Source organism: Lentibacillus sp. (assembly GCF_035301925.1).
In the GTDB taxonomy this organism is placed as follows: domain Bacteria; phylum Bacillota; class Bacilli; order Bacillales; family Amphibacillaceae; genus Lentibacillus.
Genome location: NZ_DATGTI010000070.1, coordinates 1 through 7093, shown reverse-complemented (window position 1 = coordinate 7093; position 7093 = coordinate 1). Strand labels below are relative to the sequence as shown.

Here is a 7093-nt window from a genome sequence, read left to right as displayed (position 1 = left end):
TATGATATACCTTATCATGATGTACGTCAGAAAAAAGCCAAAGGACAATAATACCAAGACCCCATCTTCTGAATTCCCATAGAGCGAATAATTATTCACCAAAGCGTACCCGAATCGATTAATTTGAAATGTAAATGGTACTTTTCGCCGAAATAAGGTTATAATGATTATAAGAAGGAATAAAGGTGGTGTCCTCATGCGATCAGTCAGAATAACGCAGGTTAATAAAAACATCACTGAAAACCGCAAACGAGTCAATCAACAGCTAAATGAAAAAAGAGCTAAAAAACCAAGAGTCCGACGCACGAGACTGCGATCAGAAGATGAGCGGCAAGCTTTAACTGAAATTGCAAAAGCCAGTGTTGAACGTGCCAAACAGGAAGGAAAAATGAAAATGATCGGTAAACGGAGAATGTATTATGATCCATCTGAATGAGCTAAAGGAGAAGTTTCAAGATCTCAAATATCTTTCCAAACATGAGAGAATGATTCAAGTCTGCGGCCTATTAACAACTTACTTTCAACAAGATAACATTCAACCAATAATCGTTGGCGGCTTATCCGTAGAGTTATATACCAGAAACAACTATACCACCTATGATATCGACTTAATTAGTGATGGGCGGGATAAATTCGATAAACTGCTCACCAATGAACTTGGATTTAACAAGGAAGGACGAAACTGGTATCATCAGGAATTAGAGATTTCCATTGAAATACCGGATAACTACTTAGAAGGGAATAAGGAGAAAGTTATTGAAATGAAGTTGGAAAACGGACTCCATATCTATGTAATAGGTGTAGAGGACCTGATTATTCACAGACTTGAGTCCGCTATTGTTTCACATCCAGATAATCCGGAATGGACAGATGATTATGAATGGGCTGAGCGAATGTTTAAAATTCATCAAAATGACCCTGAAATTATGGACATCGATTATTTATTGGATGCGGCTGGAAAAGCGCACGTTGATCATATCATCAAAAAGTGGATAAGCTGAAAATGCCTGCCACCGTACATGACAGGCATTTTTTCATTGTTTCAGTTTTTTGAAGTAATCGATGATACCGAGGGCACATACCTGCATATCCAGATTCAGTACAATGTAGACATCATGGTCAGTCCGCAGCCCTTTGATCGATAAATCACCTTTAACCTGCTCCAGCATGCGTGATGCCAGAACATCATATCCTTTACCTTCTGAAACGACTTCCTCGCCAATTTCAACAAAAATATCAAGCCATTCCGAAACTTGATCAAGCGCTTGATTAACGTCTTCGGTCATGCCGAAATGCCCGTAATAAATTTTGTCCAAATTCATACTGCGAATACGGTCGATGGATTCATGCATGGCGTTTGGATCAAAGTGGTTCGGCGATGTGGAGGGTAAAAAGTAGTCAATCCCTTCACGAATCAGCTGCTGATAACGGATGCCAACCGTATCACCGGTGAACAGGCCGTTGCTGATAGGGTCATAAATACTAAAGTGATGTCTGGCATGCCCGGGTGTATCCAGGAATTCCAATGTACAGTTATGACCAATTTTAAGTGTTTCACCGTCGTCTTTAGTCATCAGACGGTCTTCCGGTATTGGAATAATCGGTTCAAACAGTTCGCTGAAACTCTCACCATAGACACCTCTTGCCCCTGCAGCCAGCTTTTTCGGATTAATTAAATGTCGGGCCCCTCTCGGATGGACCACCACTGTTGCGTTGGGACAATCCTGTAATAACAGCCCTGCCCCACCTGCATGATCAAGATGGACATGCGTTACGATGATATACTTGACCTGATCCAGAGAAAAACCCAGGTCATACAAGCCTTTTTTAATATACTTCACCGATGGACTTGGCCCGGTTTCGATGAGTGTCAGTTCATCTTCATCAATCACATATGTCCCTGTACGCTCCGGAACATCTAAATCAAATCCATCAATTAAATGAATGCGTTCATCAAATTGGATCGGTTTTTTATCCTCCATTCCTCACTCTCCCCCTTTTCTTGTATATGACTTGAATCCAGCACCGCCATTTGTGCTTTCATAAAGTATACCTGAAATCCGACAGTAATACGAATAGACAAAAATAAATGTTACATTTACTTAAAGCAACTAAATTCCAATTTTGACTGTGTTAAAATGCAGTTATGGGTTACTTGGCATAGGCAAAAAGTAAAATTCACCTAATTATTCCAGAAAATCATTTTCCTTTAAAAAATCCATCATCCCCTCCATCAACCCATCTGCCAATGGAAGTTCCGGATCGCTGTAAGTTGCCATATTCCCCTCTTCATCTGCCGGTGCTTCTTTCAGCACATGGTTCATGTTGTCAAAAATTAATCGATCAGCATTCGGCTGGGCCTCATGAAGCCGTTCTGCTTCACTGACTGGAACCTGAAAATCACGGCCGCCGCCAGCAATAAGGGCCGGTACTTCCAATTGAGCCATTTCATTACCCGGATCATATTGTATCCACGACGCTAAAAAACGCTGAACAGATGGCCGGAAAACGCTTTGCAGTTCCTGGCTCACATCCTGTACCGCTTCACCCTGCTTCAGTTTTTCCAGAATATTTTCGGCTTCCTGCAGCAAATCCCCGGACAATTGGGCTTCCAGCTGTTCATAAAGCACCTGATCAATCGAATGGCCGGCTCCGGCAAGTGAGATGAAAATATCAGCATGTCCTTCTTGTGCAGCCGGCATACCGACCAGCGAACCCTGGCTGTGCCCGATGATGCCGATTTTTGAATAAGCTTCTTCCTGTTCCAGCAGCTCTGTCCATGCCACGGCATCATCCACAAATTGATCAAACTTAAGTTCATTTTCCGGAATGGCTGCCTCCAGGTTTTTCCCGACGCCACGCTTATCATAGCGCACACTGGCAATACCATACTCGGCCAACCCTTCTGCCAGCAGCTTCAAACTGTTATTTTCTCCTTTAATGGCATTAGAATTGCCATTGCGGTCAGTCGGGCCCGATCCGGGAATAATCAGCATAACCGGAAAAGGCCCTTCCCTGTCAGGTTTTTCCACCTCACCATAAAGGATTCCTTCTCCCGTTTCCACACTTGCAAAATTCCCGTCATCTTCGTCTACAGGACCGCCTTTTGTCAGTTTAAACGGAAACGACTGTCCATACTGGCTAAAGTCACCTTCAATCACGTCATCCTTAAGTGCGCCATCAAATGAAATCTGCTGTCCCTGAATTTCCATGAAAAAGGCGACATCACTTCCATCAACCGTCACCGAGGAGAGTGGATAATTCTCGAGTCCCTGTACCGGAATACTAATCGTGCCGGACCATTCGTCATCATTGTTTAAATTCACAATGATGTCAAGCTGCTGATTAGGGATATCAATTGACCCTGTCCATTTGCCGCTCACAGCCGCATCATCCTCCTTGTTTTCACTGCCATCATCGATGCAGCCGGCAGCTAGCGCCAACATGATGATGATCAAACATGACATATATACAGATTTTCTCACAGGAACCCACCTCTTATCCGGTACTACGATGAAAGTCTTCAGAAGGTTTCACAGCACCGGCCGAAGTCGTTTAAAATATCAATCCCACAAGCCATGGAGCTGCATACAACGTCATGAACTGGACACCATAATTGACACCTTTTCGATGCAGAAACCCTGCTACCAGGCCGATGACCAGCACACCGGCAATATTCAGTACACCAGCATCCATATACGCCAGCATCATGACAAGTCCAAAAAATAGTCCAAGCATCGCTTCATGCGGGATATATTTAAAAACAAACGCGCATATTCGCTGAGCATATTTGATTGTTATAAAAAAGGTGATGCTGATTGCAATCACAGCTCCTATCAATGTAGCCATCACGAAGTCATTCATTGACAAAATATGATGCAAATTATGTTCATATGTGAAAACTGGCGGCGCGTTAAATAAAGCGTGCCCGGGTCCCAGTGCCGTTGGGGAAAGTGGATAGCCAATCGCAATCAACGGAACCAGTGTGCCGGCAAGATACGCCGCATTCGTCAGGCCATCCATACTGGAAATCGCCCGGGCTGCCCGCTTAACAGGATCCTTGATTCGGCTTGCAATCATTTCACCGAGAAAAATGGTCATGCCAACAGGACTCATGAAAAAGGTCAGCACCCCAAATACCGAGCTGACAGCACTTGAAATCGTCTCATTCTTATCCAAAATTTTGAACGGATTCGGAAAGCCTTTTTCCGCCTTTGTTTTTCGCATTTCAATTTCTTTTGTGCCGTAACGCGGCAGATGTCTTCGGATTCGTCCGTTGAGCAATTCAAATAATTTTAAAATAACCGGTCCAATGGTGATCCCGAGGAAAAATGATGTGAAAACGGTCGTATCTTCGGGTACAATATCCAGTCCCCAATATAGATGACGAAGCCCTTGAATGATAAATGCAAACGGCACAATCGATAATACGGCAAACCAGCGATTTTTCGTCATCAATGCCAGGAAAATCGCGCCAAAGAAAAAGATCTGACTTGAATATTGCTCAATTACGTCAGCAAGCGGTATTAATGCCGTTGCCAGCAACAGACTTAATGGCACCGAAACAATCGTTCCAATCACGGAACCGGATGCCATTTTCCGAATACTCACATCAGGTTTTCCGTATTTTTTCAATACCATCGCATGTTCAACCATCGGAGCAGACATGACACCGCCCGGGATGCCTGCAACCGCAACCGGAATGGAGTCCGTCAATTTTTTCGCGACAATCGCAGCTATGAAAAATGTTAAAACGAGAATTGGTTCCATACCGGAAATAACAAGAACCAGTGTAACCGGTGCAAGTACAGCCGTTTCATCTGTACCGGGCGCAATCCCGATTATCGTATATAATGCTGCACCTAAAAGGGCTACAACAACCATCTGTCCAATTAATACAATATCCATCACGCCTACTCCTCATCTGTATAGCTGAAATTTCGTTTTGGTTTAATGATAACTATGCTGATTATAAAGCCAGTGACTGCTCCAACCAAGCCGAATATGAGTGGCTGCTGACTTTCCGGTGCAATCAGATATCCGCCGAGCGATGTCACACTGCAAATAATCAAACTTATAACCAGATCCTTTATATTGACAAGATCTTCCCATACTTCGATATTTTCTTTTTTATTATTTTCAGCCAATCTATAAAAACCCCTTCTCATAAAAAACCTGTGTAGTCTTGTCCAAAGCTGGTCCTTCGGGTTTTAAAATATAAAAATCCTTCATAACTAAAAATTATACCTATTCAACATTGTTTAATGAAGTCATTTATTGAAATTTTAATGAGTCATTTTCACTGCAATTAACTTTTCTTCTATAAATAGAATCGAAATAAATGCTGAAAAAGGGGCACGAAAAAACAAAATTCTTTTAGCTTGGAATGCCCCTTTTTACCATTTAAATTCGATTGTAATCGTGAGAAGGTTATTGTACTATTGGAAACCCAGATTGAGATAGCTGTCGCACGCTTATCAACTGCTCTCGCTCGTTTTGGTGGGCTTCTCGCTCGTTTTGGTGTTTTGCACCTTCGTACACTCGGTGCAAAACACCAAAAAACCCTCATAGCGGGCACTACTTTATAAAAAATGGCAATAAACAAATCGGGTGTACATACATATTGCATTCCTTTTATCCCAAAATAACAATGAATACTTTTAGGAGGTTATGTTGATGCAAAACCAGCAGCAAAATTTCACGGACACGACGCAACTGCCACCACAACAACATTACGGCGGTCATGATATGTTCGATGCTCATGAAGCATTATCTTCGCTTACCGGTGCAATCGATCAGTGTGTCCTGCATGAACAGTATATTCAGGACCCGGAATTGTTAAGCATGTCACAGAAACATCGAGCTTTTTGCAGCCAGCTTTACAATACCATTGTCGATACGTTTCAATCCGGACAGGATCCGGCTGTCGATACGCAATCCTATAAAATGGATCAGAACAACAATGTTACGTATGGTATGCAACCCCCGACACAGCCTTCAACACCGGTCCAATCGGTAAGTGAAATCAACGACCAGAAGATTTCAGGCTTCATGATGAGTTCATTAAAATCTGCTGCATCAGCGTTTACGATGGCCGCACTGGAAATGACCAACCCTGTTATGCGCCGTGTGTTGGCAGATAGCGTCCCAAACATGATTGAAATGGCCTATGAAGTATTCCTTTATCAAAACAAAAATCAATATTACCAAGTGCCTCAACTGCAGCAGCAGGATATGCAGGCGTTCCAGCAAAGCTATGCCCCAACGCAAGGAACAATGCCGCATTAAACAGAAAGAGGTCCAAATAGTTGGAATCGGCTCACTCGCCGATTCCTTCTTTTTTAAATCAATAGGATATATTGGCATTTTTGTACAAAAGTCTGGCATTTTGAATTGAAATCTGGCGCTTTTGCAATGATTCGTCGTTAACCAAACAAAAACTGCCTGTTCGCATCAGCAAACAGACAGTTTTTAATGAAAGTGACCTACTCCACCACTTCAATCCAGGAGCCGGTTATTTTCATCAACGGACATGACACGTGCTGGTCTCGAAATATCATCAACATCGTATGTGCCATCCCCGCCGCATACAGTGCATTGGTACTGCCAGCCTTCGTCATCTGCAAGTATGCCTTCTCCTTCACAGGCTTTGCACGCATTATCACGAGCCATGGTTTACCCTCCTATCTGTTGCCGGCCTTTTGCCCAGTTAATGATGCCGCCTTTCAGCATAATGTCGATTTGACGTTCAGAAAGGCTGTGTTTCACATTAATTTGTTCATCCTTATCTTTTACATCAATGGCAAATTCATTCCCCTGCTGGATTTTATTCCGCAAATCAGACAGCACCAATACATCACCGGTGGAAAGCAAATCGTAATCTTCCTCGTTGACAAATGTCAGCGGCAGCACACCAAAGTTTACAAGGTTTTGCCAATGGATCCGGGCAAAGTCCTTCACAAGCGCCACACGCAACCCTAAATATCTTGGTGCAAGTGCAGCATGTTCACGGCTGGACCCCTGACCATAGTTAAATCCGCCGACAATGGCGTGACCACCATCGTCAACTGTTGCCTTTCCACGTTTGTAGTAC

Annotated in this window: 8 protein-coding genes and 1 pseudogene; 3 read left to right on the top strand and 6 right to left on the bottom strand. The window is 43.1% G+C overall.

Annotated features, from left to right (window positions below; translation table 11 throughout):
* Positions 1-196 precede the first annotated feature (196 nt).
* Both VK080_RS06185 and VK080_RS06180 read left to right on the top strand, forming a co-directional pair.
* Positions 197-436 carry a hypothetical protein gene (locus VK080_RS06185; RefSeq protein WP_324223898.1) on the top strand — a complete coding sequence of 80 codons (240 nt, stop codon included), beginning with the start codon at positions 197-199 and terminating at the stop codon, positions 434-436.
* Positions 420-1001, top strand: a complete 582-nt coding sequence (locus VK080_RS06180) for a DUF6036 family nucleotidyltransferase (protein ID WP_324223897.1) — start codon at positions 420-422, stop codon at positions 999-1001. Before VK080_RS06185 ends, VK080_RS06180 begins: the two co-directional genes overlap by 17 nt.
* 33 nt (positions 1002-1034) lie before the next feature.
* Here VK080_RS06180 and VK080_RS06175 read toward each other — a convergent pair whose 3' ends face one another.
* From VK080_RS06175 to VK080_RS06160, 4 genes are all read right to left on the bottom strand, one after another.
* Positions 1035-1982 carry an MBL fold metallo-hydrolase gene (locus VK080_RS06175; protein ID WP_324223896.1) on the bottom strand — a complete coding sequence of 316 codons (948 nt, stop codon included), beginning with the start codon at positions 1980-1982 and terminating at the stop codon, positions 1035-1037.
* A gap of 204 nt (positions 1983-2186) precedes the next feature.
* A complete protein-coding gene (locus tag VK080_RS06170) occupies positions 2187-3485 on the bottom strand; it encodes an alpha/beta hydrolase (protein WP_324223895.1) in 1299 nt (432 codons plus the stop codon).
* A gap of 70 nt (positions 3486-3555) precedes the next feature.
* Positions 3556-4908, bottom strand: coding sequence for a tripartite tricarboxylate transporter permease (locus VK080_RS06165; protein ID WP_324223894.1), 1353 nt, complete (start codon positions 4906-4908; stop codon positions 3556-3558).
* Between the two features lie 5 nt (positions 4909-4913).
* On the bottom strand, positions 4914-5147 hold the full coding sequence (locus VK080_RS06160) for a hypothetical protein (RefSeq protein ID WP_324223893.1): 234 nt from the start codon (positions 5145-5147) through the stop codon (positions 4914-4916).
* 529 nt (positions 5148-5676) lie between these two features.
* On the opposite strand from VK080_RS06160, the gene VK080_RS06155 reads away from it, so the two are divergent.
* Complete coding sequence (locus tag VK080_RS06155; RefSeq protein WP_324223892.1) at positions 5677-6288, top strand: spore coat protein; 612 nt, start codon at positions 5677-5679, stop codon at positions 6286-6288.
* Between the two features lie 210 nt (positions 6289-6498).
* Here the strand turns inward: VK080_RS06155 and VK080_RS06150 are convergent, their stop codons facing one another.
* Together VK080_RS06150 and VK080_RS06145 are read right to left on the bottom strand one after the other, a co-directional pair.
* Positions 6499-6672 carry a hypothetical protein gene (locus VK080_RS06150; RefSeq protein ID WP_324223891.1) on the bottom strand — a complete coding sequence of 58 codons (174 nt, stop codon included), beginning with the start codon at positions 6670-6672 and terminating at the stop codon, positions 6499-6501.
* 3 nt (positions 6673-6675) lie between these two features.
* Positions 6676-7093, bottom strand: a pseudogene (locus tag VK080_RS06145) (aconitate hydratase); the annotation flags it as partial.

Excerpts from the sequence above, each read along its gene's own strand:
- VK080_RS06150 (WP_324223891.1), bottom strand. The coding sequence starts at position 6,672 with ATGGCTCGTGATAATGCGTGCAAAGCCTGTGAAGGAGAAGGCATACTT.
- VK080_RS06185 (WP_324223898.1), top strand. The coding sequence starts at position 197 with ATGCGATCAGTCAGAATAACGCAGGTTAATAAAAACATCACTGAAAAC.
- VK080_RS06180 (WP_324223897.1), top strand. The coding sequence starts at position 420 with ATGATCCATCTGAATGAGCTAAAGGAGAAGTTTCAAGATCTCAAATAT.
- VK080_RS06155 (WP_324223892.1), top strand. The coding sequence starts at position 5,677 with ATGCAAAACCAGCAGCAAAATTTCACGGACACGACGCAACTGCCACCA.
- VK080_RS06165 (WP_324223894.1), bottom strand. The coding sequence starts at position 4,908 with ATGGATATTGTATTAATTGGACAGATGGTTGTTGTAGCCCTTTTAGGT.
- VK080_RS06175 (WP_324223896.1), bottom strand. The coding sequence starts at position 1,982 with ATGGAGGATAAAAAACCGATCCAATTTGATGAACGCATTCATTTAATT.